The organism is Wandonia haliotis, assembly GCF_039523435.1.
GTDB lineage: Bacteria > Bacteroidota > Bacteroidia > Flavobacteriales_D > Crocinitomicaceae > Wandonia > Wandonia haliotis.
Genome location: NZ_BAAAFH010000022.1, coordinates 1 through 24,439 on the forward strand (window position 1 = coordinate 1; position 24,439 = coordinate 24,439).

A 24,439-nucleotide genomic window follows, 5' to 3' on the forward strand; every position below is an offset into this window, starting at 1 on the left:
TCTGCGTTCGTTTTACATAATCTGATCTTTGACCTTCTTTCATAACGATTTTTTTGTGTATCGCTATTTCAGGACTAGACACCATTTGAAAATAAAAAAATACGCTTCAATAAGAAGCGTATTTTTTTTACCTATATTCTCTTCTACTTTCGCAATCGTAAACTGTTAGTAACAACAGACACAGAGCTTAAAGCCATAGCCGCTCCAGCAATCATAGGACTTAGCATGAATCCGTTTATTGGGATCAATACTCCCGCAGCGACCGGAATTCCCAATACGTTATAAATAAATGCCCAGAATAAGTTCTGACGAATGATCTTTACTGTTTTCTTAGAAAGTCCGTAAGCCGCCGGGATTAGTAATAAATCGGATGAAAGAATTGTAATCTTTGCCACATCTTTCGCCACATCTGCTCCTTTTCCCATGGCAACGCTTACATCCGATTGTGCAAGTGCTTCCGAATCATTGATCCCGTCTCCAACCATTGCCACAACCTTCCCTTCCGACTGAAGTTGTCGGATATACGCTCCTTTATCAGAAGGAGAACAATCAGCCTTCACAACCTCTATCCCAACATTTTCTGCTACGCGCTTTGCTGTTTTTACACTATCTCCTGTAAGCATGTGAATTGTGACTCCTTTCTGTTGCAATTTGTGAATGGCTTCCGCAGAATGCGGTTTAATAGCATCATCAATCGCCATTACACCGATCACTTTTCCCTGTCTGATAAAATAAATAAGTGTTCTTGCCTGATCTTGTAACTGCTCTCGCAAAACAGCTCCTCCTTCTGCCCCTAATTCGTCTACCAGCAAATGGCTACCAACGCAGTACTCTTTATCTTCTTTTGTTGCCTTAACTCCCCTTGCAGTTATGCTTTCAAACGAATCAGGAGTTGTTTTTTCTACTTGATTTGCGGAAAAATAATTGACAACAGCATGTGCCAATGGGTGCTCAGAACGCGACTCGATCTCATGAAACAATCTCTTTTCTTCATCCGTAACACTTCCATCAAAATACACTTCCTGTACAACCGGGTGCCCCTCGGTCACTGTACCTGTTTTATCCACAATAAGGTCTGTAACTTCCGATAGCCGTTCGATAGCTTCAGCATCTTTTATCAGGACACCTAACCGTGCCGCAGATCCTATTGATGTTACTACTGCTGTTGGTGTTGCCAATCCTAAAGCACAAGGGCAGGCAATCACAAGGACGGTTACAAAAGCATTTAGTCCAACAGCAAAACTATTCTCTGTTCCGAAAATCCACCAGGCAACAGCACTTACTACAGCAATTATCATTACAGTCGGAACAAAAATTGCAGATACTTTATCCACAAGGCGCTGAACAGGAGCTTTACTTCCCTGTGCCTGTTTAACCATTTCAATAATCTGTGCAAGAACGGTTTCACTACCTACTTTTGTCGCTTCAATAACAAAGCTTCCTTTCTGATTGAGTGTTCCGGTAAATACAGTATCCCCGGCTTCCTTAAAAACAGCAATTGGTTCTCCCGTAATTGTACTTTCATCAACATACGAATCTCCATCTGTTACTCTTCCGTCAACCGGAATTTTATCCCCCGGTTTTACAACGACTTTCATTCCTTTTTCCACCCGGGAAGTCGGAATTTCCTTTTGGTTTCCATCTCCATCCAGAATCCACAAAGAATCCGGTTGCAGCTCCATCAGTTGTCTGATCGCTGTTGAAGTAGCACCTTTGGCTCGTTCTTCCATCCATTTCCCTAACAGAATAAAAGCAATAATCACCCCTGAAGCCTCAAAATAAAGGTGAGGTTCTATTCCTCTCTCACTAAAAAAAGATGGATACAAAAGGTTAAAAACACTGTACAAATATGCGGTTCCTGTACTAACAGCCACCAGTGTATCCATACTGGTTGTGCCTTTCAATGCCTGTTTCCAGGCATGTACAAAGAAATCTCTCCCGAACAAAAACAATAAAGGTGTTGCCAATACCCAACTGATCCATCCTCCGGGGTGCCAATTCATAAAAAACATCCCGATAACAAATAAGGGAAAAGCAAAAATAAAAGCCCCTATCGTATTCCTTTGCAATGTCTTGAAGTGCTTTTGGTGCTCTTCACGTGCCTGCTTCTCTGCATCTTCAGTTGGAAGAATCAATCCGTATCCTAAATCGCCTACTATTTCTGCAATTTGCTCCAGTGTTATTTTTTCCGGCTCATATTCTAATAAAACAGAAGAGTTTGCATAATTTACTTCAATTTTATTGACGCCCTCTTCATGTTTGAGAAAACTTTCTATGCTGTTTGCACAAGCTGTACAAGTCATACCTGTAACATGTAAATTCTCTTTCTCCATACTTTCAAAAATACGATAATAATTCCGCAATTCACAGCTCCTGTACAGAGCATTATTCTACCTCCTAAGTACAAAAAAAGGCAACCGCAAGGTTGCCTTCTACTTTTTTTATCGCTATGAAAGGAAGTGCATCCCTCCACTATTTACACAGTCTTATGCATCGATATTTGCATACTTCGCATGCTTCTCAATAAATTCACGACGAGGCGGAACATCATCTCCCATCAACATAGAGAAAATCTGATCACATTCCGCTGCATTTTCAATAGTCACCTGACGAAGTGTACGACCTTCCGGGCTCATTGTTGTTTCCCAAAGCTGTTCTGCGTTCATCTCTCCCAAACCTTTGTAACGTTGTACGGAAACAGATGATTCGGAACCGCCACCTTTCATTTGTTGAATCAACAAATCTCTTTGGTCATCATTCCATGCATATTCTGCTTTTCCACCTTTTTTAACCTGGTATAGAGGTGGTGTTGCAATGTAAACATATCCGTTTTCTATCAACTCTTTCATATAGCGGAAGAAGAAGGTAAGAATCAATGTCTCAATGTGAGAACCGTCGACATCGGCATCACACATAATGATGATCTTATGGTATCTCAATTTTTCCAGGTTAAGTGCTTTGGAATCTTCTTCCGTTCCCACACGAACACCTAAAGCTGTATAGATATTTTTAATCTCTTCGTTTTCAAAGATTTTGTGATGCATGGCTTTTTCCACGTTCAAAATCTTACCTCGCAAGGGCATAATCGCCTGGAAGTGACGATCTCGACCTTGTTTAGCTGTCCCTCCCGCAGAATCACCCTCGACGAAGTAAATCTCACACATCGAAGGATCTTTCTCAGAACAATCCGCAAGTTTACCCGGCAATCCAGATCCTGAAAGGACATTCTTACGTTGTACCATCTCACGAGCCTTACGCGCGGCATGACGTGCACGTGCAGCCAAAAGAACTTTCTCTACAATACGTTTAGCATCATTCGGATGTTCTTCCAGATAATTGGCTAACATTTCAGAAACCAATTGAGACACCGGAGCCGAAACTTCCTGATTCCCCAATTTTGTTTTAGTCTGTCCCTGGAATTGTGGCTCCATTACTTTTACAGAAATAACTGCAGTAAGTCCTTCACGGAAGTCATCCCCTACAATTTCTATTTTCTCTTTTGCCAACAAACCACTTTCGTCAGCATATTTTTTCAGTGTATTTGTCAATCCACGGCGGAACCCTGACAAATGCGTTCCACCTTCGTGCGTATTGATATTATTTACGTAGGAGTGAATGTTCTCCGAATACGTATTATTGTAGACCATCGCCACTTCTACAGGAATTCCGTCTTTCTCTCCTTCCACATAAATTATCTCTTCAATGATCGGTTCACGATTACGATCCAGATACTGACAAAATTCAGCCAATCCACCTTCCGAGAAAAATTCATTTGCCAGGAAATTACCTTCTTCATCCTGCTCACGCTTATCTACTAAAACAATTCGAATTCCTTTATTCAAAAAGGCAAGCTCACGCATACGCGCAGCCAGAGTTTCGAAATTGTATACCGTTGTTTCAAAAATAGAATCATCCGGATGGAAAGTAACTTCTGTACCAGTTTTGTCTGACTCACCGACTTCCTTTACAGCGTAAAGTGGTTTTCCAATCTGGTATTCCTGTTGGAAAACTTTCCCTTCGCGATGAACAGTAGCCTTAAGACTTGTAGAAAGTGCATTCACACAGGATACCCCTACACCGTGAAGACCTCCGGAAACTTTATAGGTATCTTTGTCGAATTTACCTCCGGCATGCAAAACTGTCATTACCACTTCCAGTGCTGACTTTTTCTCTTTCGAGTGCATTGCCGTCGGAATCCCCCGACCGTTATCTTTTACTGTAATTGAGTTGTCTTCATTAATATATACTTCGATACGGTCACAATATCCTGCCAAAGCCTCATCAATGGAGTTGTCAACCACCTCGTACACAAGGTGGTGAAGACCTTTAACTCCCGTGTCACCAATATACATCGCCGGTCGCTTACGTACCGCCTCTAATCCCTCGAGGACCTGAATATTGTCCGCTGAATAGTTCTTCTTTTCTTCACTCATATTTTGTTGTATTTTCTGAATCAAAAAATGATTCACAAGACTAGCAAAGATAACGATTTTCAACGGGTTTTACACTATGTTTTACGGACTGACTTTCGGATTTTTCAACATGTAATTAACATTTCGTGGTATTTTCCATTTCTTTTATTCAAATGAAGGATCACACCAAAAATGAACCTTTCTATCAGGAGCGTGTACTAACGGGTTAAAATCATATACTATGACATCCAGAAGTACTCTTTTTTTGTGTCTGCTAATCTCTTCATTTTATACTTCTATCCATGCTCAACCGGGATGGGTAGACTTTTCTTCCCGCTATTTTTATCGTATCCAGGATAAGGAGGGAAAAGACATTCAATTTTCGAACAACAAAAAGTACACGATTATGATCGATAGTCTGTCTTTCTCCGGTTCATCCGTCCCTTGTGATTCGCTAACCCCAACAATTGAATGGTCGACGGATTTCTACGACTACATTCGTATCAATGACTTTTCTTTATCACTCCCTAAGAATGATCGTTTTTCCAAACTATCTATACGAATTATCCATAAAAAAGACACCATGTACCTAAACCAACCAACAGGAAGCGGAGGGTTAGGTATATTTATCACCCCACACAAAGCAGAGACAGAGGACTTACGAACAACACTTCAATTTGTTCCGGGTCACTATTATTTTCCGGGGTGGGCTCACTCCTTGTTGTATAAACTTCCCAAAACAAAGGGGAGTGTAACTATTAACAATATACATTCCAGTAATTTCATCATTCCGCGTTCCATTTATGATTCACTAGCATTGCATTTTATGCCATATAAACGGAATAGAGCATTAACAAAAAAAGCGGAGGAATATGTCCTTACTAACTTTTCTCGCCCCGGACTGAAACTGACAAGAAAAACAAAACCTATTCAGTTTGACAGAAGCTTTCTTCCGTATAAAAGACGTAATTGGAGCGGTCCTCTTTATCCAACTTCAGATAGCACGATCTATTTTGGACAGATAGACTATATACTTGATACAACCAACCTGTACAGTTCAAAAAAAGTATTTTCTCTTTTTGACACCAAGACCAACAGTATTCAACACTACACACCCCGGGAAGACATACATCTTTTTTACAGTGGATACCTTTACATTGACAGCTTTAATCATGTACTTTATCAAACAGCAGGAATTCGTGAAGAATTCGCTCCCGAATGTGACTACTGGCGAACCAATGACTGTCCTTATACGACTACGATCTTTCGCTCCGCCGACAGTGGAAAAACATGGAAAGAGGATTCACTTCTTAAACAACTCTTTCTGGATTATTCTTTCCGGGATCTGGTTTTTGTTGATAAAGAGCATGTCTTAGGCTTCTCCCGGAGAGAGATAAAAAACAAAAAACGGTATCAGCAAGGAATCTATTACCTTATACGAAACGGTCGTATAATTGATTCATTGAAAACACCCAAAGGTGTGCATTACAATGATAATTATAACCGTCACTCAATTTCACGTTCCAGAGACTCTCTCTATTTAGGCTCCTGGGGAATTGATCCCTACAATATCAACAACTCTCCCTTCTTCCGTCCCCTGCTTGTAAAAAACCAAACTAATTGGGATTTCCTGATCCGGGAATATAAGAAACGACAATTCCCTAAGACTAAACAAGATCAGCATACAGTAACCGAATATCATAATTTCCAACTCATCAACCAGCGTCAACTTGTATTTAAAAACGGTGCGGGTTCATTACAGGTGAACTCAGATATTCGCATTCTGGAACAAAAACAGCTTATCCTGATTCTCGAGAATGACTTTACTTATATTTCGTTTGACGGAGGTACTTCCTGGTATTTATATCCTAAACCATTGGACGAAAGAGGTTCTTACACTTTGCTACACATGAGTGGTTCAAACACGATGTCATTCTTCGATTTGAACCGGATGGAGAGAGTTTCTTATTCTTTTTCAAACGGGAACTAAGAGAATACAATCAGAAGTCATTTTTCAGACTAACCGGGAATGACTACTTTTGATCACTCAATCTTTTTTAAGCATGTATTGGAACAGTGAATCATGAAGTATCTTGTTGAAAACGTAAACACAACTGAGTATCCAATCCTTGTCGGAGTTTGGGAACGCGCTGTCAGAGCTACGCATCACTTCCTTAATGAAGAAGATATTGCTTTCTACAGAGAACGTATTCTGAATGAATATCTGGATGCCGTAACCTTACGCTGTATTCGTAAAAAAGATGAAATCATTGGTTTTTATGGCATCTCAGAGCAAACTCTGGAGATGTTATTTGTCATCCCGGAATTACACGGAAAAGGCGTTGGGAAAACACTTTTACAAGATGCAATACAGCAATTTCAAATTACTAAAGTGGATGTTAATGCAGACAACCCTGATGCTCTTCTTTTTTATGAAAAAAATGGTTTTCACGCATTCGAGCGTTCGGAGACAGACGGATGTGGGAAACCTTATCCTATTCTGCATTTACAATTGATACCACAAACGATAAACATGATAAATCTGAATAACAAACTATTCGTTGCTGTAGAAAACTCTACTGATGGAGAAGTGTCCGAATCAACCCGTTTTGAGTATCATCAGGAAGGAAGTCTGGTCTGGGCAGATTATTCGGGAGGAGAGATCCTGAAGGGACATCTGATTGCCCAAATGGATTCGAACGGAAATCTGGACATGAAATACCATCACCTCAATGTAAAAAATGAACTAATGACAGGCATTTGCTCTTCCAAACCGGAACTACTTCCGGATGGTAGAGTACGCTTATATGAGTCCTGGAAATGGACATCAGGAAACGGTTCTTCAGGAACTTCTATACTTGAGGAGATCAAACGATGAGTTCGCACGATCTAAAACGTATGACCCGACTGACGGCCATCCTCACACAACTGCAGTCGAAACGTCTTCTGACAGCTTCGGAACTTGCTGAAAATTTCTCTGTAAGTGTTCGTACCATCTACCGGGATATACGTACACTCGAACAAGCAGGAGTTCCGATTTTTACGGAAGAGGGAAAAGGATACTCTATCATGGACGGTTATCATATCCCTCCTGTGATGTTTTCAGAAAGTGAAGCCAACGCCCTGATCACAGCTGAACAACTGATTAAACAGAATAAAGATGCTTCTCTGGTAGCCTCCTACACGGAAGCTATTCTGAAAATCAAGTCCGTACTTCGCTACACGACAAAAGACAAAGCAAATCTTCTCGCTGAACGTATTGTTTTCAGGCAGAATCTAAGCAATGAAACTACCAGTAACTTTCTCTCTTTATTACAAATTGCGTTAACTAATTATACACTTTGTCGAATCCGTTACGCATCCGAATCGGGAGAAGAAACAGTCAGGTGCATCGAACCTTTTGCTTTATACAGTACACAGGAAAACTGGATTCTGATTGCTTTTTGCAGATTGCGTAACGAATTCAGATCTTTCCGTCTTGACCGGATTTCGCAGCTTATTACTGAAAAAGAACAGTTTGATCCACATCCAATGTCACTTAGGGAATACTTTGAGATTTGTCGTCAGAAATCATCTTTGGACCCCTGACATACCTTTGACACCTCCCCTCCTAATTTTGTACCCAATCAAAATCATTAAAAATGGAAAAAGTTAGTATTTCACCCTTTCACATCATTGGTATTTCTGTCAGAACAACTAATGAAAACGGACAATCGACAAAAGACATTCCGGCATTATGGGAACAGTTTATGCAGGAACAAATTCTTGAAAAAATCCCGAATAAACTGGACAATACAGTATACTGCATGTACACAGATTATGAAAAAGACCATACACGTCCCTATACCACTCTTATAGGTTGTCGGGTATCCTCTCTTGATGAGATCCCTGAAAATATGACAGGTAAAACCATTTCCGCAGCCCCGTATCACAAATATACCGTCAAAGGAAATTTACAACAAAATATTGTGTACAATGCGTGGTTAAAAATCTGGAATGAAGATCTGAAAAGATCATATACAGCCGATTTTGAAATGTATGATCCAACTAAACAAACTCCGGAAAATGCAGAGGTAGAAATTTTTATTGCTGTCGATCCGGAAGTAAAATAAGTAAGTTATGGAGGACAAATTGTATCAGTATTATTTCAACAAGGAAGAACCGAATAAAAGCTGTTTACTTGCACTACGATCCATTATTTTGTCCCAGGATGAACAAATCACTGAAACGCAGAAGTGGGGAATGCCCTGCTTCTGCTTCAAAAACAAAATGTTCTGTTACCTGTGGACAGACAAGAAAACTGAAGAACCTTATATTCTGTTCGTAGAAGGAAAACACCTGAATTTTCCAGAACTGGAGACAGGAAATCGTGCACGAATGAAAATTTTCAGGATTTCCCCTGAAAAAGACATTCCTCTTACTATTCTTGAAGAAATTTTACAGGCAGCTCTTGATTTATACCGTTCGGGAAGTATAAAAATATGAACCGCGAAAAAGTCACGTTTAGTTCTAAAAAATGTATCTTTAAAGCAGAACTAGTTCTTTCTGAACATAATTTAAGGTTTTATGGAAATACTCTCAAAACTATTGATTGCACTGGTCGCTCTTGAACATTTCTATATACTTTATATGGAAATGTTTGCGTGGGAAACTCTTGGAAAAAAGACTTTTAAAACCTTTCCTGCTGATTTATTTAAGCCCACCAAGAGTATGGCCGCTAATCAGGGGCTTTACAATGGTTTTTTAGCAGCAGGACTTATTTGGTCTCTCCTTATCAGTGACCCGCTCTGGTCCGGTAATGTGGCCTTATTTTTTCTTACTTGTGTGAGCATTGCAGGAATATACGGAGCAGTTACAGCATCCCGGAGAATTTTTGTCGTACAGGCACTTCCTGCAATTATTGCACTAGTTTTTGTTTTACTGAATTACACTACTTTCGCCTAAAACATTCTGCGATCCTCGTTCATAACTACAGGTATTTTCACTTGTTTGGAGAGTCAATTGAGTACTATCCCGAAAATGGCAAACAGTTGATCACCGGATTTTTTCTGTTCTGAAAACATCAAAGTTCAGCATGATCCGGATTTTCTATTTGCATTATACTTACGACCTTTGTACCGGATGATACCTTTGATATGAAAACAGCAGAAGAATTAAATTACCAGCGAATTGCCGAGGCAATAGAGTTTATCCGGCAAAACTTCAAGACACAACCTTCATTGGATGAGATCGCTGCACATATCAACCTGAGTCCTTCCCATTTTCAACGACTGTTTACAGAGTGGGCAGGAACCAGTCCTAAGAAATTTTTGCAATACATCAGTGTTGCATACGCCAAGCAAATTCTCACTTCGGATCAGCAAATCAGCTTATTTGACACAGCCTTTGAAACCGGGTTATCCAGCACCAGTCGTCTTCATGACCTCTTTGTTAAAATTGAGGGAATGACACCTGCCGAGTACAAAAACGGAGGTAAGTCACTTACGATCAACTATAGTTTCTTTATCAGTACGTTCGGCACGCTTATTATTGCTTCAACGACTAAAGGAATCTGTTATATGGCGTTTGAGGAAGATGAATCCAAAGCTCTTCGCGATCTTCAAAACAAATTTCCCTCAGCTCATTTCGTTCAGAAACAAGATGATTTTCAAAAAAATGCAGGATTGATATTTTCTACCAATGATAAACAGCTACCGAAAATCAAGTTGCATCTTAAAGGGACTGATTTTCAACTCAAAGTTTGGGAAAGCCTGCTGACTATTCCTCAGGGGCAACTTGCTACGTATGGAACGATTGCCCGTCAGATTGGCAACCCGAATGCATCCCGGGCAGTAGGAACAGCCATCGGAAGTAATCCTGTCGCATTTCTCATTCCCTGTCATAGGGTCATTCAATCAACAGGAGTATTTGGCGGGTATATGTGGGGCCCCACCCGAAAAGCAGCCATTATTGGTTGGGAACAGGCACAAAACGAAAAGAATCGGTAGAGAGTATGGATTTATTCAGTTCAACACACAATGCATTGGAAAATCTGCTTCCTTTTGATGGAATCGTTCAATATCATGGTGTTATTTTTTCTTCCGAAAAAGCAGATTATTTTTTTCAGCGGTTACTGGAAACAATCGAGTGGAGACAGGATGAAGCAATCCTTTTCGGGAAAAGGATTATCACGAAAAGAAAAGTTGCCTGGTACGGAGATCAAACTTTTGAATATACCTATTCCAATACCACAAAAAAGGCTTTCCCCTGGACACCTGAACTACTAGTCCTGAAAAAGATTGTTGAAAGCGAAAGCGGAGAAACATACAATTCCTGTCTGTTAAATCTATATCACAACGGTGACGAAGGAATGGCCTGGCACAGCGATAGAGAAAAAGATCTGAAAAAGAACGGAGCTATTGGTTCGCTGAGTTTAGGTGCTGAACGAAAATTTGCGTTTAAACACAAGCGTTCCGGTGAGAAAAGAGAATTGAAACTCGAACATGGCAGCCTTCTTGTCATGACAGGAACCACACAATCCCACTGGTTACATCGTCTACCTCCCACTAAGAAGATAATAACTCCCCGCATTAATCTAACCTTCAGAACAATTGTACAGTAACTCCCCCCTTGTATCTGTTCATTGATTCTCCTTCTCCCGGAGCAATATTTCTCCCCAGTCATTCAGTTGCCAGAGAACCTCTACCAGCTTTTCTCCCAACGGGGTCAACGAATATTCTACACGTGGCGGCAATTCATTAAATGATTGTTTTGTCAGAATACCTGTCTCTTCCAATTCTTTTAACTGCTGGTTTAAGACACGTCGGTCCACTTTTGCAATTCCTCTCAGAAACTCGCTTGGTCGCTTCTCCCCTTCATTAATTCGCCAAACAATAGGAATTTTCCACTTTCCACTGATTGCTTTCACGGCAAACTCCAAAGGACAAATTTTTTCTTCTATAGTTCTTTCTCCTGTTTTCATAAAATTGACTTTTTTATCCCATAGGGAGAATTTTATGCGGTATTGCTATTCTGAATTTACTTTACCTACTTTGTAAAAATACAAAAGAATAGTAGTTATCGTTTTTCAGTGATAGCAATAACAAATCAGTATGGGAGAAGTAAAAAGAAAAGGAGCACGAAGTATAAAGGACATTCCACACGAAATACTGGAACAGCTAAACAAGGGTGAAATCGAAACGGTCAATTTAGTAGAGTGGTTGGCTGTAGATCAAATACGTTTATTAGAAAACCTACTAAAGCAGCATGACCGAATGGATTACTTTCTGCCCATCCAATCCTCTGTTGAACAGTTAAACAAACAAACAGTAACGACTGTAAATGAAGCCATCGGTGTGGGAATTTTTGAACAGATTCGACTCCATAATGATCCGGATTTTTTCACTAGTATTTCCACCCACAAAGCCGACCTTGTCCGCTGTTGGGCGACCTATTCAATCGGGAAGAATCCTGAGTTAGACATCGGAGAGGTATTATCTCAGATACGTTTATTTGCAGCAGATACTCATTTTGGCGTGAGAGAAATAAGCTGGATGGCTGTCCGCGAACGGATTACTACGGAGCTGGAAAAAAGTATTGCTATTCTTACAACATGGACATCGGCAGAAGACGAAAATCTACGGCGTTTTGCGACAGAATCCACACGTCCGAGGGGAGTCTGGTGTAAACACATTGAAAAGTTAAAAACCACTCCCGAACTGGCCTTACCTCTTCTTGAACCGCTGCTAGCAGATTCTTCAAAATATGTCCGTAATAGTGTAGGAAACTGGCTCAATGATGCTAGTAAAACCCGACCTGACTTCGTTATTCAATTGTGTCGAAAATGGGAGAAGGAAAATAACTCAACTGCCACAGCATATATTTTAAAAAAGGCACTTCGGACAATTCTGAAATAAAAGGTTTGTTGTCAAAAACTAATTCCCTGTAAGGTAGGTCAGCAGGAATAAGAGCAGTAAAAGTACAATAGCATTCAGAACAATATAGAGCATCCGTTTCCATACAGACATAGTAAAAGGACTGGAAATCCAGACTAAAATCAGTCCATAAAAAATAACAAGAAAAACCCCTTCTATTGTCTCATCCCCCCCCAATTTATTTAGTAGAATAGATATTGGCACAAACAACATCGACCAAAAACTCACCATATAAATGGTCAAAATGAGATGTTCACTAAAGTTCTTTTTGTACCGCAGATACGTTATAAAACCGGAAACCGCAAAAAGAAAAATATTAAAGCATAAGAAAGCAAAATGCGATGAAACGGTTCCTGTCACGTGAATTCCCAAAAAATTGCGAGCAAATAAAAAGTGGATCAAAACAAAAACTGACGCAATCGTCAAATACCTTCCCGGGCTGTAATAAAAACCTCTGAATCCGTTCCAGTAATTTGAAACCAACATCCCCGGCTGTGTCAGGATAACAAAAATGTTTTTAAAGAAGGACTTTTCCAGAGAGAAAATGTTTCCTAAAAAGTCCTCCAGAACAGATAATCCGGTACTTCTCTTTCCTTTGTTATACTGCCCGCATTCCGGACAATACTTTTCTGTTATTTCATGAGAACACACGGAACATTTCATACCAGTAGAGCTTTCTTTTTTTATCTAGTTGGAACAAACTTATAAAAAACGCTCAAAACACTCTCTATCCTCTTAACAGGTTTTTCCCGACCAACTGATAGATCCATTCAGGATAATCAACAATTATTCTGACCATTAGCTAAACTGCTGTATAACCACCATCTATGAGAAAATAAGCTCCTGTGATAAAAGATGACTGATCTGTACTCAAAAACACAACCAATTCGGCGACTTCTTCAGGCTCCCCTAAACGCCCCATCGGATGCTTTTGTTTCAAAACTTCAATCACTTCCGGACTTAGATTCTTTTCAATAAGCGGTGTATTGATATATCCCGGTCCCACTGCATTACACCGGATATTTTTAGCACCGTATTCTGCTCCAATATTTTTGGTCAGCCCCACTACTCCATGTTTGGTAGACGTATAAGCACTGGATTGCGGTGCGGCAACCATACCATGGATAGAAGCCATATTAACAATAACCCCTCCACCGTTTGCTTCCATCGCTTTCAACTGATATTTACACCCGTAAAAGACCCCATTCAGATTGATATCCTGAACCTGTTTCCAACTCTCCAGTGAATAATCTCCCGTCAGATTCAACTCTCCTCCAATCCCTGCATTATTACAGGCTACATCTAATCTCCCAAATTCCCGGACAGCAAAATTCACCAAAGCCTCATTATCCTCCGGTTTGGATGTGTCTGCTTTGAAAAAAGTAGCCTTTCCGTTTTCCTTCTTAATCAACTCTATGGTCTCATTTCCTCCTGTCTCATTAATGTCCGAGACTACCACATTCGCTCCCTGCCGGGCATAGGCAATCGCAACTGCTCTTCCGATACCGGAACCTGCTCCGGTTACGATTGCTACCTTGTTTTTCAACTTATCCATCTCACTATGATTTTTTGTTTCTATTCCGGTTTTCCGAGGGTCAACAGGTGGTTTTAATTTACCATTTACCCTACTCTTAAAGATACGCTTTTATTTCCGGATAGTAAAACCTTCGTCATCGAATACAGTAAGATAATTTTCACCTGTGAGAAAGTCACGAATTAAGTAAAACAAAGTACTTCATATAACATCAAGATAGGAATTTAAACGGATTTCAAGACACAAAAAAACCTCCCAGAAAAATCTGAGAGGTTTACCTGGGTGGAAGATGGGTCTCGAATCCCAGAAATTCCAGAATTTCTGAGGACTCTCGAAAAATAAGGAATTTCAAATTCTATTTTTCGGAGCCCACGACCTCTTGAATATACAACTTCATCCTTTTCTGACTCTTAAAATTCTTGATTCTCAACTCTAGTTTCATTGCTTCGCTTCGGGTACTACACTCAATAAAACACATTAATTTCCAGGGAGCACCTCTTTTTGTGAATTTTTCATACCCCGAATTATGTCTACTTAATCGGTTCTTCAGGTTTTGAGTTTGCCCCGTATAAAATCTATCAATCTTTTCTGAATACAATATGTAAACAAAATACTTCATATAGCATCAAGATAGGAATTTAAATAGATTTCAAGACACAAAAAAACCTCCCAGAAAAATCTGAGAGGTTTACCTGGGTGGAAGATGGGTCTCGAACCCACGACCTTCGGAACCACAATCCGACGCTCTAACCAACTGAGCTACAACCACCATTTTTGAGAGCGCAAATATAAGTAATTTCAACGAAATCGATTGCAAAGATTTCATATTTTTTTTAACTTCATAGCGAAATAAAAGATAAACACATGGAAATGAGTTGTAAAAATCAGCTAATCGACCAATTTAAACACCGGGTTTTTGATGAATCTTATCCCCGGATATTTAAATGCCTGGGAATGCTGAATGAGGAACAGATCTGGAATTCTCCTTCCGGAAATATTCCCTCTGTGGGCAATCTCATTATTCATTTGTGTGGAAATGCCAGGCAATGGATTCTTTCTGCTTTGGGAGACAAAGAAGATAACAGAGACCGGGAAAGTGAATTCATCATCCACCGCAATATAAAGAAATCCGATCTTCTGTTTTTAATGGAGAATCTGCGTATTAACCTCATCGAAACACTGGATCAGCTCGAAGAGGAAGATCTTCAAAAAATATATGTCATCCAGGAATTAAAAGAAAGTGGGTTTTCAGTAATTATTCACGTTATCGAGCACTTCTCGTACCACACAGGGCAGATAACAACACTAACGAAATTGCAAACCAATCAAAATACGGATTATTACGGGGGAATTAATCTCAACAGTCTGAATAACCTAAACTAACAGGTTATCCGACAATTTTCACCGATAGCTCCATTTCTATCCGGGCTACTTTTTCGTTTTCTTTATCAAAAACATCAATCGGGATAATCAGATTTTGCCGTTCTTTTGTTTTTTCGGCAATTTCCATCATCTCCTCTATTTTTTTTCCGTGTGAACTTACAAACAGTACATCTGTTTCAGCTCTCCTGAAAAACTGAGCACTGCAACTCTTAAAGGCTAAAGAAATCTTTTTATTCCTTTGCACCGAATACGCGTAGGCATGTAATCCTGCACAAGTATCTCCTCCCACCATCAAAGCACCGAAATAAATCGACCGGAGATGGTTACGCATCCTTCTTCTATTACGAATCCGAACTACGGCAAACGTTTCATCAAACTGCAGTAATTTAGGGCGGCAATAAAATAACATTGGAATCTTGAAAAAACCCAGCATCCAAAGCTTCCGCTGCATTTCTTTAACGGACGGAAATTTACTTTTCATAAGGAACTCCGGCTTTTAATTCTATAATCACATCCTGTAACGGTCGAATAGCTTTTACATGTTCGATACTTGGTCCCGCACACCACAAGGTCTTATAAGTAGCGCTAAATGCAGCTTTTCTCAGTTTTTTCATTCCCCGCAAAAAAGTAAGTGCCTTAAACCATTTTTTTAGTCGTTTGTTCTTATTCAGAATTTTCTCTAACCAGTTTTGTTCTGTACCTATCTTCTCGACATAAGGGGTTTTAATCACAGTACAAGGTGTTCCAGACAACTTGGTTGTCATCACAATATCTTTAGCTCCATAGTCGACAATAGCCTGTTTGTACTCGTCTGAGACACCTGCTTCTTCTGTAGCGATAAAAACCGAACCGATTGACAATCCGGAAGCACCCATTTTCATTATTTCTGTCACTCCATCCGGTGTGGAAACTCCTCCCGCACTAATCACCGGAGCTTTGCAGGCTTTCAATAATTCAGGAACTAATTTTGCTGCAGGAATTCCTCCCGCATGCCCGCCTGCATCTTTATTTACGGCTATAATCGCATCTGCTCCTAATTCATCTACCTTTTTCGCATACTGTACGTCTGTCACATCACAAAAGACTTTTATTCCGTTTGCATGCGCGTGGTCAATGGTCTCTTTCGGAGAACCTAAGGATGTGATAAAAAATGCTATTTTCTCGTCACAACAAACTTCCAGTTGTTCTTTGTAGAGCAAATTGGACTTATTAACAATCAGATTTATTCCGAAAGGTTTATCCGTAGCCGTTTTGATACGCCGGATTCCCTCCCGTAATTCGTCCACTGTTCTGTAATTCAATGCCGGAATAGCCGCAGTAGCACCTGCATTACACGCTGCAATAATCATGGCTTCATTCGACACCAAAAACATCGGCGCGACTATAATCGGCACTTCGATACCTAATAAATCACTTACCAAAGGTCTGTTTGTTTCCATTCCCTAAATATATAACTTTTATGCGCACATAGCATTTATTCAACATTAAAAATGTAATACAAACAATAGATAAGTTGAAATTACAAACTGGCTAACAATGCTTTACTATTTCTTTCTTGATTCTCAAAATAACCAACATCATTTTTGCATCTTGATATTATCCACTTCAAACTGTTATCAATCACTTTTTTGATAAATGATTTTTTTTGAATACTCTATTCAAAATATTGAGGAGGAGCATCAAGTCGTAAATCATCAAAATCTGACTTGTTCCAACTTACATATGCTTGTTTGAAATATCCAATCGGACTTTCGTTTAAAATATCTTCGTCTCGTTTTTCTTCAGAACTCAAAAACTTTTTTACTTCAACATGTAACGGAGCTTGTAAAGCCTCACTCAGATTTGGAGTGTCATTGGATTGCAAATACCAAAAACAGGCAACATACATTCCTCCAAGTATTATCTGTCTGGTAAAATCCCAGTCCGCAGCATCATTGGGATTTTGTACTTCTTTACAAACTATATTCAACTCCTTTATTACTCGTACACCTTCTCTAAAGATGTCGTTGAGAGGAATATTTTTATACAGAGCATTCAAAACATAAAGGTTACTTAAACGACTATACGTATCTCTCTCCATATACTCACGGCGAGAATAGCAGCACTCTGCTAAGTTTTTGAACTCGTGCGGAGACAACGAAAGTATGTTCTTTTTACCACTTATAAGGTCTTCATAAATACTATCAACTACCTGAACAAGATTCCGAACCATTTTTGTAGCAGAAAAACCAGCATCAAATTGAACGACAGCTTTCGTTTTATCAATTTCAGTGATTACTCCTGAGAGGTCATACCTAAACTCTTTAACACGGGATCCGACTTCAAGAGAAGGATAAATCGTAATCAATTCAGGAATGTCATATTTAAACCATTCGGGAATTATACTTGTTTTATAAAATGAGAAGTTTAGAGATTGATTGACAATTTTAAGCGTTTCCTTATATTCCTCAGGTTCTTCGACAAAGAAATACTGAAAATTATAAATTCCGAGAAAGAAAATCTGCCAGTCAAAATATTCTTGAATGGTAAGTTTGAGAGGTAAAAAATGTAAACCCTTAACCAAATAAACCTTTTCATCAGAGTTATGATAAACAACATAAGGAAACTTGCTTAAAATAACTAAATTGTCCAGAAAAGATGAGTCATATTTACTTGCTAAATGACTTTTTTCATACGAAGTTAAATGCGGAGAATTGAAATATAATTGATTAAAAGGAGGAATATATATGCTTCCTTGAGTAGTTTCTAAGTTGACAAACTCATATTCAGAATACAAATCCATTAAAACAGGAGGTGTTCCCTCTGGAAATACTGGAACTGTTTTGGGCCTGGGACACTCTTTCTTTGTATAGGAAACGTAGACATATCCACGTAATTTATTCTTTATCTGTTTTACTCTTTCGTCAATCTTATTCCTGAAAGTCAACATGTAATACGAGTTTATGATTATTAATTATTTAAGCTTAAAAATAGTTAGCTAAAGCTAGAAAAATATAATGGATTTTTGTGAAACGTTTTTTCTGTATAGACTTGATTTTGATACGTTATGAGCTTTCTCATTTGTTCGTATCATTCCCGTTTTCATTTTCATACGTTTGCTTTTTTGATTATCGAAAATGATCCGACATAAGTAAAACAGGAGCGAACTTCAAAGCAATTAACTGTAAACTAAATTGCTCTTTTGCTTTTATAATATGGTTACTATTACTCGATTTCAAAACTTCGTATCGTCTGGATGAATTCACTCATTTCGCGCAAAACTTCTCCTTCTGCTTCCAAGTGAGGACTATGTCCCGCATCAGGGATTAAAACACCTTCAGCTTCTTCTCCCAAAGCGCGTACACAATCTCTTACCTGTTCGGGAGATCCATACTGGTCATCCTCTCCCTGAATAATTAACGCCGGATAACCTGATCGACTAACAATATCCTTTTCAATATTCCAGGTACGAAACGCTTCGGTTTGCCAGGTGTCATTCCAATCTAAAAAGACTTTTTCTGTTTTCTCCGCATGAAATACTTCCAAACCTTTCAATTTGCCATTGTTCCAGGCTTCACGGGCTACTTTGACACCTTGTATCGTAACTTCCTCATTATATACGTGTGCAGCCATTGTAATTACTCCTTCGATATGCTCCGGAAAAGCCGCAGCATATAACAAGGCAATACTTCCCCCGTCGGAATGCCCTACAAGAATCAATGGACGTTCCGGTACTACCTGTTCGATAAATTCCGGCAACTCACACAAAGCCGCCTCATGCAGATATCTGTCTGTTCGTTGGTGATGTACCGCATCCGAATATCCATATCCCCTGCGTTCGAATACAACACCGCTTAATCCCAGAACCTGACACAACTTTTCGGGGAAATCTCCCCATTGCTGTACAGATCCCAACCCCTCATGAAGAAAGAGAACAATTGGTTCATCCGGTTTCTCCTCCCCAATTGTCATATAGGCCGACTTTCCTTCACTGGTATGCACAAACTGATAACAGAACGAATGTACATTCGTTTCAATAAATTGGGCAACCCGTTTTGGATTCAGAAATCCAACAGGATGCGGAAACGAAGGAACTTCTCTATAAATACCATTCTGTAAAGCCGAACAAATTTCCAGGGTAGCTTCTTTACTAACCATTCTATCTTTTCCTCCTCGTCCCATACGAACAGGAATGGTAATATCTTTTACAATTTCTTTTGTCAGTACCGGATTATCTCCCAGTTCTCTCATAAAAGAAGCCGTAGAACTACACAAAGTCTCCAGATGGTTTCCGTGTAATTCGTTCAGATATGTATAAAATGCTTCTGATTTTTCTTGTATCAGCTCAACCGCCAGATTAGCCATTTCTTTTTTCGCCTCTTCGGGTGACCAATCGGTTTTCGTTCCCAATGTAACGACTCCCTTAATTCGCTCCTCTCCTCCTGCGACTGCTGACAAAGCAAGATATCCTCCCAGACTAAACCCGAAAACAAAGGTTTCTCCTACCTCATCTAAAAAAGTAGAAAAATCGCGTACAACAGTTTCCATGGAGAAGGAATCTATTTCCTTTCTACGCTCACCATGCCCCGGAATCTCATAGTACAAGACCGTAAACCGTTCTTCTAACCATTTACCAATCGGGACCATTTCTGAAGTATTGCCAAGTGCTCCGTGGATCAAAACGATTTTTTCCATGCTTTTTGTCTTTTTTGTGCGTCTTTAACTCAAATCTGAAACGGGAAGAAATTTCATCGATAGTGAATTGACACAATGCCGTGTATTCTTTTGGGTCAGCTGTTCACCATAAAACACGTGACCAAGATGTCCGCCACAATTTGCACAAAGAATCTCGGTACGTCTACCATCTCTGTCCAGAACTTTTTTTACCGCTCCGGGAAATTCGTCATCAAATGCAGGCCATCCGCACCCACTATTAAATTTATCTTCCGAGCGGTATAAAGGTGCCTCACATTGCCTGCAAACATAAATTCCTTTCGCAAAATGGTTGTCGTATTCTCCTGTAAAGGGCATCTCAGTACCTTTCCTTAACAAGATACGCTGTTCTTCTTCCGACAAAGTATTCCAGTTTTCTTTTGCTTTCATCACTTGTATTCCAATTTAAAAGTCCTTGCAGGTAAAGATACCAAAACAGATGCTTTTTGTCATTGAATCCTTTAAATTCGCACTCAAATCACGATCATGACGGACATTTCAATATATCTCAACGAGCAACGACAGCTTATCTCACTCGAAAAACAAGCACAACAGGACAGGTACGGTAAAGAACTTACTTCTCACTCCCTGAAAGAGCTTAAACAACTGGGAGCGGCTTTACACCCTTTAAAAAGTAAGCATAACTACTTTGGCGCAGGGGATTTTCCGCAAATTGATTTTGAATTTTTACATCCCGTTGATACTTCCCAGTTCCGTCCGGGAACTCCGGTAGTTTGTTTTGTTCTTGAAGAGGGAGAAATTGAGGCATCACTGGCTGACATTACAGAAAAAGGAGGAACAATTCGCCTGCACAGCGAAGACTTTCCGGATTGGATAGACGAACGGGGACTTGGCATAAAAATAGCACCTGACAGCCATACATTTGACGTAATGAGTCACCTGTTAAAGAAACTGGAAATAGGGGAACATACCATCTTACGGAAACACCTCCGGTCATTACAGTCCGGTCATCCCTCTCTCAGTACATTTCACAACATAAAGCTTCCCAACAACCTAAACTCCAGCCAACAGGAAGCCGTTACAGCCGCCTTAAACTTAGAGGGAATTATGGTTGTACACGGACCTCCGGGAACCGGTAAAACTACAACTCTGACGCACCTTATCCATGAGTTGACAGAAGACAATAAGACCATTGTTGCAGCTGCACCCAGTAACGCTGCTGTCGATCACTTAACCAGAGAGTTAGTCAAAAAAGGGATTCCGGTCATCCGTTTAGGTAATAATATAAAAATCAGTGAAGATCTTCTCCCCTACACCCCGGAAGGAATACTCGAGCGATCGGACGAACAAAAACAAATCAAAAAACTTAAAAAACAAGCCGAAGAATACCGAAAGATGGCCGGACAATACAAACGTAAGTTCGGAAAAGAAGAACGGGAGCAACGTTCCCTTTTGTACAAAGAAGTAAAATCCATTCGGCAAGAGATTAAAGCGCTGCGAAATTTTGTGCTGGACAAAGCAAAATCAAGTGCTGCCGTAATTACCGGAACACCTGTAGCATTGTACGACGAACTGGGACCTGATTTTTCAGCAGACTACGTCCTACTCGATGAAGCCGGTCAATGCCAGGACCCGTTGGGATGGGCGGTAGCACAATATGGCGCAAACTGGATTCTTGCCGGAGATCCGTTTCAGCTTCCTCCCACTTATATCTCTGAAGAAATTGTTCAAAAGAAAATCGGGACTTCAATTCTTGACACCTTGTTCACTGCTGAATTGCCCGTGCACCTCCTCGATACACAATACCGGATGGACGAAACAATTTGTGGTTTCTCAAACACCTGGTTTTATGAAGGTAAGTTAAAAAGCTCTACTACCCCATCAACAAATCCTCTTCGCTTTTTTGACACAGCCGGAAGTGGTTTTGAAGAAGCTGTGGAAGCAGAATCCGGAAGTCGCTATAATGAAGGTGAAATTGAGGCCATCGAAAAATTTCTGGAGCAAGAAGAGAACCAAACGACGCACTGGACGATTATTACACCTTATCAGGGACAAATACGCAAACTGAAAGAGCGGGAAAACTTAAAAAAGACACGTATTTCTACCATTGATAGCTTCCAGGGGCAGGAAGACGAAGGAATCATTATTAGTTTAGTGCGCTCCAATCCCAATCAGGAAATCGGCTTCCTTCGGGATTACAGAAGAATGAATGTAGCGCTGACCCGTGCAAAAAAACACCTCGTTGTATTTGGAGACAGCTCCACAATCGGGTCTGACTCTTTTTTCGGTAAATTTCTTGAATATTGTGAAAAAGAAAATGGCTACCGAAGTGTTTTTGAGCTGATCTATTAATTTCTTTCCAGTTCTATTTTTGTATATTTATTTCTATGAAAATCATACGCTATCGTTTTTCATTACTAATTACTTTCTTTTGTATCTTGTTCCAGACTGTTGCTCAGGGTCAGGAAAATATTCCCGATCCTTTTCAAGACACTACTATTTACTCAATAAAAGACCTTACCCAGATTTTTCGCACCCCGGACGAGGATCAATTACTTCGCTACTTTATGGATGAAACTCCAATCATAAGTAAACTAAGCGAATTCATTTACGTAACTGACGCCTCGAAATTCTTTTTTGAAATTATTATTGAACGAAACGGATATGTCTCCTCTATGCATATTATTAATAACGAAGGACTCCCGGATTTAACGAAAGAGCTGACCACCCTGGCGCAAAAACTAAATAAACTAGAAGGATGGCAACCCGGAAAAATACATGAAAAAACGGTACGATCTTCCTTTATTATACCGCTTCAAATTTGTTTAAGATGAATAAACAAAAATTTTCCCTCAAAAAACGAATCCATAGTTTCCGTTATGCAATAGAAGGACTAGTCGCTTTTTTCAAAGAAGAACACAATGCACGCATACACCTTGTCGCTAGTTGCATAGTATTATCAACCGGTTTCTTCCTGAAAATTTCACAAATGGAATGGATCGCTATTCTGTTTGCAATTAGTATAGTATTTATTACTGAACTGATAAACACTTCTATTGAACGAGTTGCTGATTATATCTCCCCCGAATTCCACCCAAAGATCAAACTGATAAAAGATCTTGCTGCAGGAGCTGTCTTAGTTGCTGCGCTATTTGCAATACTCGTTGGAAGCCTTGTATTCATACCTCATTTTTGGTAGTAGCAGTAAAAGAGAACTATCAAATTAGTAATCAGGAAAAATAAATTTATTTTGATTAATTTTTAATCAAAACTAAGACGATTTAAACAACAAATCATTACCTTTACCTTCATAACAAAAAGGTAATATCTCATGTCGAAAAGAGCAATAGCACACATGGATCTGGATTCATTTTTTGTATCCTGTGAACGACTTATTGATAGCCGACTCAACAATAAACCTATTTTAATCGGAGGGACTAGTGATAGAGGTGTTGTCGCCTCCTGTAGTTACGAAGCCCGAAAATTTGGTATCCATTCGGCTATGCCCATGAAAATGGCCCGGCAACTTTGCCCGGAAGCTATTGTTATCAAAGGTAACAGTGCTACGTATACCAAGTACTCTAAAATGGTAACCGATCTGATCCGGGAATCTGTTCCCGCTTATGAAAAGACATCCATTGATGAATTTTACCTTGATTTCACCGGAATGGATCGTTTTTTCGGTTGTCTAAAATACGCTGGTGAACTTCGCCAACGAATCATGAGAGAAACAGGCTTGCCTTTATCTTTCGGTTTATCCGAAAATAAAACAGTCTCAAAAGTTGCCACGGGGGAAGCCAAACCCAACAATCAATTACTTATCGATTACGGACACGAAAAGCTGTTTCTGGCGCCTCTTTCTGTAAAAAAATTACCCATGGTAGGTTTGAAAACCTATCAGACACTTTGTAATCTGGGAGTCAGAAAAATACAAACGATCCAGGAAATCCCTATCGAAGTAATGGAAAACACATTTGGGAAAAACGGAAGAGTACTCTGGAAAAAAGCAAATGGAATAGACAACTCGCCTGTTGAACAATATAACGAACGGAAATCAATCTCCACAGAACGTACATTCGACAAAGATACGATTGACGTTAATAAACTAAAGTCGATTCTTACTGCCATGACCGAGAATCTGGCTTTACAGCTGCGAAGAGGAAACAAATTAACATCATGTATTACGATAAAGCTCCGCTACAGCGATTTTCAAACAGAAACATTACAACGAAAAATACATTACACTTCTGCGGATCATGATCTGATACCTCTCGCGCTTGAACTTTTTGAAAAAATGTATACCCGACGTGTTCTGATCCGACTTATCGGTGTCCGGTTCAGTCACCTTGTCAGCGGAAGCTTTCAGATCAGTCTGTTTGAAGATTCTCACAAAATGGCCGATCTCTATTCCGCTATGGATAAAATCCGAGATCGTTTCGGAGACCGGGCTGTTGTACGAGCTTCCGGAATGACTGCAAAAACAATCAGTCGGTTCAGTTCCTTTAACAATGGAGATCACTCGCCCCATTCAATAAAATAGCTAC

25 protein-coding genes and 1 tRNA gene are annotated in these 24,439 nt (G+C 39.7%); 14 read left to right on the forward strand and 12 right to left on the reverse strand.

The genetic code is table 11. The annotated features are described in order from the left end of the window. Positions 1–143 precede the first annotated feature (143 nt). Positions 144–2,333, reverse strand: a complete 2,190-nt coding sequence (locus ABDZ97_RS12790) for a heavy metal translocating P-type ATPase (RefSeq protein ID WP_343788276.1) — start codon at positions 2,331–2,333, stop codon at positions 144–146. Positions 2,334–2,486: 153 nt separating this feature from the next. Next, positions 2,487–4,433, reverse strand: coding sequence for a DNA topoisomerase (ATP-hydrolyzing) subunit B (gene gyrB / locus ABDZ97_RS12795; RefSeq protein ID WP_343788278.1), 1,947 nt, complete (start codon positions 4,431–4,433; stop codon positions 2,487–2,489). Positions 4,434–4,653: 220 nt separating this feature from the next. On the opposite strand from gyrB, the gene ABDZ97_RS12800 reads away from it, so the two are divergent. The 8 genes from ABDZ97_RS12800 (at position 4,654) to ABDZ97_RS12835 (ending at position 11,013) form a co-directional block, all read left to right on the forward strand. Next, entirely contained in the window at positions 4,654–6,402 is a 1,749-nt protein-coding gene (locus tag ABDZ97_RS12800; protein ID WP_343788280.1) for a hypothetical protein, read from the forward strand. A 93-nt stretch (positions 6,403–6,495) separates the two neighbouring features. Further along, a complete protein-coding gene (locus tag ABDZ97_RS12805; protein WP_343788282.1) occupies positions 6,496–7,290 on the forward strand; it encodes a GNAT family N-acetyltransferase in 795 nt (264 codons plus the stop codon). Beyond that, a complete protein-coding gene (locus ABDZ97_RS12810; RefSeq protein WP_343788284.1) occupies positions 7,287–8,000 on the forward strand; it encodes a helix-turn-helix transcriptional regulator in 714 nt (237 codons plus the stop codon). Before ABDZ97_RS12805 ends, ABDZ97_RS12810 begins: the two co-directional genes overlap by 4 nt. Before the next feature lie 53 nt (positions 8,001–8,053). Continuing rightward, positions 8,054–8,524: a GyrI-like domain-containing protein gene (locus ABDZ97_RS12815; RefSeq protein WP_343788286.1), complete on the forward strand. Its 471-nt coding sequence runs from the start codon at positions 8,054–8,056 to the stop codon at positions 8,522–8,524. A 7-nt stretch (positions 8,525–8,531) separates the two neighbouring features. Next, positions 8,532–8,897 (forward strand): DUF1801 domain-containing protein, encoded by a 366-nt coding sequence (locus ABDZ97_RS12820; RefSeq protein WP_343788288.1) that lies wholly within the window; start codon positions 8,532–8,534, stop codon positions 8,895–8,897. 81 nt (positions 8,898–8,978) lie between these two features. Further along, positions 8,979–9,356 carry a DUF1304 domain-containing protein gene (locus ABDZ97_RS12825; protein WP_343788290.1) on the forward strand — a complete coding sequence of 126 codons (378 nt, stop codon included), beginning with the start codon at positions 8,979–8,981 and terminating at the stop codon, positions 9,354–9,356. A gap of 191 nt (positions 9,357–9,547) precedes the next feature. Then, positions 9,548–10,399 (forward strand): bifunctional transcriptional activator/DNA repair enzyme AdaA, encoded by an 852-nt coding sequence (locus tag ABDZ97_RS12830; protein WP_343788292.1) that lies wholly within the window; start codon positions 9,548–9,550, stop codon positions 10,397–10,399. A gap of 5 nt (positions 10,400–10,404) precedes the next feature. Beyond that, complete coding sequence (locus ABDZ97_RS12835) at positions 10,405–11,013, forward strand: alpha-ketoglutarate-dependent dioxygenase AlkB family protein (protein WP_343788294.1); 609 nt, start codon at positions 10,405–10,407, stop codon at positions 11,011–11,013. 18 nt (positions 11,014–11,031) lie between these two features. Here the strand turns inward: ABDZ97_RS12835 and ABDZ97_RS12840 are convergent, their stop codons facing one another. Further along, positions 11,032–11,373 carry a winged helix-turn-helix transcriptional regulator gene (locus ABDZ97_RS12840; RefSeq protein WP_343788297.1) on the reverse strand — a complete coding sequence of 114 codons (342 nt, stop codon included), beginning with the start codon at positions 11,371–11,373 and terminating at the stop codon, positions 11,032–11,034. A 130-nt stretch (positions 11,374–11,503) separates the two neighbouring features. On the opposite strand from ABDZ97_RS12840, the gene ABDZ97_RS12845 reads away from it, so the two are divergent. Further along, a complete protein-coding gene (locus ABDZ97_RS12845; protein ID WP_343788299.1) occupies positions 11,504–12,307 on the forward strand; it encodes a DNA alkylation repair protein in 804 nt (267 codons plus the stop codon). Between the two features lie 18 nt (positions 12,308–12,325). Here ABDZ97_RS12845 and ABDZ97_RS12850 read toward each other — a convergent pair whose 3' ends face one another. From ABDZ97_RS12850 to ABDZ97_RS12865, 4 genes are all read right to left on the reverse strand, one after another. After that, positions 12,326–12,988 (reverse strand): hypothetical protein, encoded by a 663-nt coding sequence (locus tag ABDZ97_RS12850; protein WP_343788301.1) that lies wholly within the window; start codon positions 12,986–12,988, stop codon positions 12,326–12,328. Positions 12,989–13,127: 139 nt separating this feature from the next. Continuing rightward, a complete protein-coding gene (locus tag ABDZ97_RS12855) occupies positions 13,128–13,880 on the reverse strand; it encodes an SDR family NAD(P)-dependent oxidoreductase (RefSeq protein ID WP_343788303.1) in 753 nt (250 codons plus the stop codon). A 334-nt stretch (positions 13,881–14,214) separates the two neighbouring features. Continuing rightward, positions 14,215–14,478, reverse strand: coding sequence for a GIY-YIG nuclease family protein (locus ABDZ97_RS12860; RefSeq protein ID WP_343788305.1), 264 nt, complete (start codon positions 14,476–14,478; stop codon positions 14,215–14,217). Positions 14,479–14,553: 75 nt separating this feature from the next. Continuing rightward, a tRNA-His gene (locus ABDZ97_RS12865) sits at positions 14,554–14,629 on the reverse strand. A gap of 100 nt (positions 14,630–14,729) precedes the next feature. On the opposite strand from ABDZ97_RS12865, the gene ABDZ97_RS12870 reads away from it, so the two are divergent. Continuing rightward, positions 14,730–15,242 carry a DinB family protein gene (locus tag ABDZ97_RS12870; RefSeq protein ID WP_343788307.1) on the forward strand — a complete coding sequence of 171 codons (513 nt, stop codon included), beginning with the start codon at positions 14,730–14,732 and terminating at the stop codon, positions 15,240–15,242. Positions 15,243–15,246: 4 nt separating this feature from the next. On the opposite strand, the gene ABDZ97_RS12875 is transcribed toward ABDZ97_RS12870, so the two are convergent. The 5 genes from ABDZ97_RS12875 to ABDZ97_RS12895 all read right to left on the reverse strand — a co-directional run bounded on the left by ABDZ97_RS12875 (position 15,247) and on the right by ABDZ97_RS12895 (position 20,324). Continuing rightward, complete coding sequence (locus tag ABDZ97_RS12875) at positions 15,247–15,723, reverse strand: DUF4442 domain-containing protein (protein ID WP_343788309.1); 477 nt, start codon at positions 15,721–15,723, stop codon at positions 15,247–15,249. Next, a complete protein-coding gene (locus ABDZ97_RS12880) occupies positions 15,713–16,681 on the reverse strand; it encodes an NAD(P)H-dependent flavin oxidoreductase (protein ID WP_343788311.1) in 969 nt (322 codons plus the stop codon). The genes ABDZ97_RS12875 and ABDZ97_RS12880 overlap by 11 nt, the downstream gene beginning before the upstream one ends. Positions 16,682–16,896: 215 nt before the next feature. Continuing rightward, positions 16,897–18,171, reverse strand: a complete 1,275-nt coding sequence (locus ABDZ97_RS12885) for a hypothetical protein (RefSeq protein WP_343788313.1) — start codon at positions 18,169–18,171, stop codon at positions 16,897–16,899. Between the two features lie 275 nt (positions 18,172–18,446). Then, positions 18,447–19,916 carry an alpha/beta fold hydrolase gene (locus tag ABDZ97_RS12890; protein ID WP_343788315.1) on the reverse strand — a complete coding sequence of 490 codons (1,470 nt, stop codon included), beginning with the start codon at positions 19,914–19,916 and terminating at the stop codon, positions 18,447–18,449. Between the two features lie 24 nt (positions 19,917–19,940). Continuing rightward, positions 19,941–20,324, reverse strand: coding sequence for a methionine-R-sulfoxide reductase (locus ABDZ97_RS12895; RefSeq protein ID WP_343788317.1), 384 nt, complete (start codon positions 20,322–20,324; stop codon positions 19,941–19,943). Positions 20,325–20,420: 96 nt separating this feature from the next. Here ABDZ97_RS12895 and ABDZ97_RS12900 point away from each other — a divergent pair, with 96 nt between their 5' ends. The 4 genes from ABDZ97_RS12900 (at position 20,421) to dinB (ending at position 24,435) form a co-directional block, all read left to right on the forward strand. Continuing rightward, the gene (locus tag ABDZ97_RS12900; RefSeq protein WP_343788320.1) at positions 20,421–22,247 is read left to right on the forward strand and encodes an AAA domain-containing protein; all 1,827 of its coding nucleotides are present in this window, start codon (positions 20,421–20,423) and stop codon (positions 22,245–22,247) included. A gap of 35 nt (positions 22,248–22,282) precedes the next feature. After that, the gene (locus tag ABDZ97_RS12905) at positions 22,283–22,729 is read left to right on the forward strand and encodes a hypothetical protein (protein ID WP_343788322.1); all 447 of its coding nucleotides are present in this window, start codon (positions 22,283–22,285) and stop codon (positions 22,727–22,729) included. Further along, on the forward strand, positions 22,726–23,094 hold the full coding sequence (locus ABDZ97_RS12910; RefSeq protein WP_343788324.1) for a diacylglycerol kinase: 369 nt from the start codon (positions 22,726–22,728) through the stop codon (positions 23,092–23,094). The genes ABDZ97_RS12905 and ABDZ97_RS12910 overlap by 4 nt, the downstream gene beginning before the upstream one ends. A 132-nt stretch (positions 23,095–23,226) precedes the next feature. Then, positions 23,227–24,435 carry a DNA polymerase IV gene (gene dinB / locus ABDZ97_RS12915; RefSeq protein WP_343788326.1) on the forward strand — a complete coding sequence of 403 codons (1,209 nt, stop codon included), beginning with the start codon at positions 23,227–23,229 and terminating at the stop codon, positions 24,433–24,435. Positions 24,436–24,439: the final 4 nt, after the last annotated feature.

Excerpts from the sequence above, each read along its gene's own strand:
- ABDZ97_RS12790 (WP_343788276.1), bottom strand. The coding sequence starts at position 2,333 with ATGGAGAAAGAGAATTTACATGTTACAGGTATGACTTGTACAGCTTGT.
- gyrB (WP_343788278.1), bottom strand. The coding sequence starts at position 4,433 with ATGAGTGAAGAAAAGAAGAACTATTCAGCGGACAATATTCAGGTCCTC.
- ABDZ97_RS12800 (WP_343788280.1), top strand. The coding sequence starts at position 4,654 with ATGACATCCAGAAGTACTCTTTTTTTGTGTCTGCTAATCTCTTCATTT.
- ABDZ97_RS12805 (WP_343788282.1), top strand. The coding sequence starts at position 6,496 with ATGAAGTATCTTGTTGAAAACGTAAACACAACTGAGTATCCAATCCTT.
- ABDZ97_RS12810 (WP_343788284.1), top strand. The coding sequence starts at position 7,287 with ATGAGTTCGCACGATCTAAAACGTATGACCCGACTGACGGCCATCCTC.
- ABDZ97_RS12815 (WP_343788286.1), top strand. The coding sequence starts at position 8,054 with ATGGAAAAAGTTAGTATTTCACCCTTTCACATCATTGGTATTTCTGTC.
- ABDZ97_RS12820 (WP_343788288.1), top strand. The coding sequence starts at position 8,532 with ATGGAGGACAAATTGTATCAGTATTATTTCAACAAGGAAGAACCGAAT.
- ABDZ97_RS12825 (WP_343788290.1), top strand. The coding sequence starts at position 8,979 with ATGGAAATACTCTCAAAACTATTGATTGCACTGGTCGCTCTTGAACAT.
- ABDZ97_RS12830 (WP_343788292.1), top strand. The coding sequence starts at position 9,548 with ATGAAAACAGCAGAAGAATTAAATTACCAGCGAATTGCCGAGGCAATA.
- ABDZ97_RS12835 (WP_343788294.1), top strand. The coding sequence starts at position 10,405 with ATGGATTTATTCAGTTCAACACACAATGCATTGGAAAATCTGCTTCCT.
- ABDZ97_RS12840 (WP_343788297.1), bottom strand. The coding sequence starts at position 11,373 with ATGAAAACAGGAGAAAGAACTATAGAAGAAAAAATTTGTCCTTTGGAG.
- ABDZ97_RS12845 (WP_343788299.1), top strand. The coding sequence starts at position 11,504 with ATGGGAGAAGTAAAAAGAAAAGGAGCACGAAGTATAAAGGACATTCCA.
- ABDZ97_RS12850 (WP_343788301.1), bottom strand. The coding sequence starts at position 12,988 with ATGAAATGTTCCGTGTGTTCTCATGAAATAACAGAAAAGTATTGTCCG.
- ABDZ97_RS12855 (WP_343788303.1), bottom strand. The coding sequence starts at position 13,880 with ATGGATAAGTTGAAAAACAAGGTAGCAATCGTAACCGGAGCAGGTTCC.
- ABDZ97_RS12860 (WP_343788305.1), bottom strand. The coding sequence starts at position 14,478 with ATGAAGTATTTTGTTTACATATTGTATTCAGAAAAGATTGATAGATTT.
- ABDZ97_RS12870 (WP_343788307.1), top strand. The coding sequence starts at position 14,730 with ATGAGTTGTAAAAATCAGCTAATCGACCAATTTAAACACCGGGTTTTT.
- ABDZ97_RS12875 (WP_343788309.1), bottom strand. The coding sequence starts at position 15,723 with ATGAAAAGTAAATTTCCGTCCGTTAAAGAAATGCAGCGGAAGCTTTGG.
- ABDZ97_RS12880 (WP_343788311.1), bottom strand. The coding sequence starts at position 16,681 with ATGGAAACAAACAGACCTTTGGTAAGTGATTTATTAGGTATCGAAGTG.
- ABDZ97_RS12885 (WP_343788313.1), bottom strand. The coding sequence starts at position 18,171 with ATGTTGACTTTCAGGAATAAGATTGACGAAAGAGTAAAACAGATAAAG.
- ABDZ97_RS12890 (WP_343788315.1), bottom strand. The coding sequence starts at position 19,916 with ATGGAAAAAATCGTTTTGATCCACGGAGCACTTGGCAATACTTCAGAA.
- ABDZ97_RS12895 (WP_343788317.1), bottom strand. The coding sequence starts at position 20,324 with ATGAAAGCAAAAGAAAACTGGAATACTTTGTCGGAAGAAGAACAGCGT.
- ABDZ97_RS12900 (WP_343788320.1), top strand. The coding sequence starts at position 20,421 with ATGACGGACATTTCAATATATCTCAACGAGCAACGACAGCTTATCTCA.
- ABDZ97_RS12905 (WP_343788322.1), top strand. The coding sequence starts at position 22,283 with ATGAAAATCATACGCTATCGTTTTTCATTACTAATTACTTTCTTTTGT.
- ABDZ97_RS12910 (WP_343788324.1), top strand. The coding sequence starts at position 22,726 with ATGAATAAACAAAAATTTTCCCTCAAAAAACGAATCCATAGTTTCCGT.
- dinB (WP_343788326.1), top strand. The coding sequence starts at position 23,227 with ATGTCGAAAAGAGCAATAGCACACATGGATCTGGATTCATTTTTTGTA.